The organism is Rossellomorea sp. NPDC077527 (genome assembly GCF_044542955.1).
Lineage (GTDB): Bacteria > Bacillota > Bacilli > Bacillales > Bacillaceae_B > Rossellomorea > Rossellomorea aquimaris_E.
The window spans coordinates 1-2603 of sequence record NZ_JBITVL010000020.1; the positions used below are offsets into that span (position 1 = coordinate 1).

General features: G+C 52.9%; 1 rRNA gene. It reads left to right on the forward strand.

Annotated features, from left to right (window positions below):
- Positions 1-2602 (forward strand): 23S ribosomal RNA (locus tag ACIGG7_RS23700); the annotation flags it as partial.
- Position 2603 lies beyond the last annotated feature (1 nt).

The window sequence follows — 2603 nt, forward strand, 5'->3', positions numbered from 1 at the left end:
GTAGACGAAGAAGTCTGGAAAGGCTCGTCAAAGAAGGTAACAACCCTGTAGTTGAAACTTCATTCCCTCTTGAGTGGATCCTGAGTACGGCGGGACACGTGAAATCCCGTCGGAAGCTGGGAGGACCATCTCCCAAGGCTAAATACTCCCTAGTGACCGATAGTGAACCAGTACCGTGAGGGAAAGGTGAAAAGCACCCCGGAAGGGGAGTGAAATAGAACCTGAAACCGTGTGCCTACAAGTAGTCAGAGCCCGTTAACGGGTGATGGCGTGCCTTTTGTAGAATGAACCGGCGAGTTACGATCCCATGCAAGGTTAAGTTGAGAAGACGGAGCCGCAGCGAAAGCGAGTCTGAATAGGGCGAATTGAGTATGTGGTCGTAGACCCGAAACCAGGTGATCTACCCATGTCCAGGATGAAGTTCAGGTAACACTGAATGGAGGTCCGAACCCACGCACGTTGAAAAGTGCGGGGATGAGGTGTGGGTAGCGGAGAAATTCCAATCGAACTTGGAGATAGCTGGTTCTCTCCGAAATAGCTTTAGGGCTAGCCTCATGTGTAAGAGTCTTGGAGGTAGAGCACTGTTTGGACTAGGGGCCCTCATCGGGTTACCGAATTCAGACAAACTCCGAATGCCAAAGACTTATCCATGGGAGTCAGACTGCGAGTGATAAGATCCGTAGTCGAAAGGGAAACAGCCCAGACCACCAGCTAAGGTCCCAAAGTATACGTTAAGTGGAAAAGGATGTGGAGTTGCTTAGACAACCAGGATGTTGGCTTAGAAGCAGCCACCATTTAAAGAGTGCGTAATAGCTCACTGGTCGAGTGACTCTGCGCCGAAAATGTACCGGGGCTAAACGTATCACCGAAGCTGTGGATTGACACCTCTAGGTGTCAGTGGTAGGAGAGCGTTCTAAGGACTGCGAAGCTAGACCGTAAGGACTGGTGGAGTGCTTAGAAGTGAGAATGCCGGTATGAGTAGCGAAAGATGGGTGAGAATCCCATCCACCGAATGCCTAAGGTTTCCTGAGGAAGGCTCGTCCGCTCAGGGTTAGTCGGGACCTAAGTCGAGGCCGATAGGCGTAGACGATGGACAACAGGTTGATATTCCTGTACCACCTCTTTTCCGTTTGAGCAATGGGGGGACGCAGGAGGATAGGGTAAGCGCACTGCTGGATATGTGCGTCTAAGCAGTTAGGCTGATGATGAGGCAAATCCCGTCATCGTGAAGGCTGAGCTGTGATAGCGAGCGAATTATAGTAGCGAAGTTCCTGATTCCACACTGCCAAGAAAAGCCTCTAGCGAGGAAAAAGGTGCCCGTACCGCAAACCGACACAGGTAGGCGAGGAGAGAATCCTAAGGTGAGCGAGAGAACTCTCGTTAAGGAACTCGGCAAAATGACCCCGTAACTTCGGGAGAAGGGGTGCTCTGGTAGGGTGCAAGCCCGAGAGAGCCGCAGTGAATAGGCCCAGGCGACTGTTTAGCAAAAACACAGGTCTCTGCGAAGCCGTAAGGCGAAGTATAGGGGCTGACGCCTGCCCGGTGCTGGAAGGTTAAGAGGAGTGCTTAGCGCAAGCGAAGGTGCGAATCGAAGCCCCAGTAAACGGCGGCCGTAACTATAACGGTCCTAAGGTAGCGAAATTCCTTGTCGGGTAAGTTCCGACCCGCACGAAAGGCGTAACGATCTGGGCACTGTCTCAACGAGAGACTCGGTGAAATTATAGTACCTGTGAAGATGCAGGTTACCCGCGACAGGACGGAAAGACCCCGTGGAGCTTTACTGTAGCCTGATATTGAATTTTGGTACAGCTTGTACAGGATAGGTAGGAGCCTTGGAAACCGGAGCGCCAGCTTCGGTGGAGGCATCGGTGGGATACTACCCTGGCTGTATTGAAATTCTAACCCGCGCCCCTTATCGGGGTGGGAGACAGTGTCAGGTGGGCAGTTTGACTGGGGCGGTCGCCTCCTAAAGAGTAACGGAGGCGCCCAAAGGTTCCCTCAGAATGGTTGGAAATCATTCGCAGAGTGTAAAGGCACAAGGGAGCTTGACTGCGAGACCTACAAGTCGAGCAGGGACGAAAGTCGGGCTTAGTGATCCGGTGGTTCCGCATGGAAGGGCCATCGCTCAACGGATAAAAGCTACCCCGGGGATAACAGGCTTATCTCCCCCAAGAGTCCACATCGACGGGGAGGTTTGGCACCTCGATGTCGGCTCATCGCATCCTGGGGCTGTAGTCGGTCCCAAGGGTTGGGCTGTTCGCCCATTAAAGCGGTACGCGAGCTGGGTTCAGAACGTCGTGAGACAGTTCGGTCCCTATCCGTCGTGGGCGCAGGAAATTTGAGAGGAGCTGTCCTTAGTACGAGAGGACCGGGATGGACGCACCGCTGGTGTACCAGTTGTCTTGCCAAAGGCATCGCTGGGTAGCTATGTGCGGAAGGGATAAGTGCTGAAAGCATCTAAGCATGAAGCCCCCCTCGAGATGAGATTTCCCATCACGTAAGTGAGTAAGATCCCTAGAAGATGACTAGGTAGATAGGTCAGAGATGGAAGCATGGCGACATGTGGAGTTGACTGATACTAATCGATCGAGGACTTAACCACA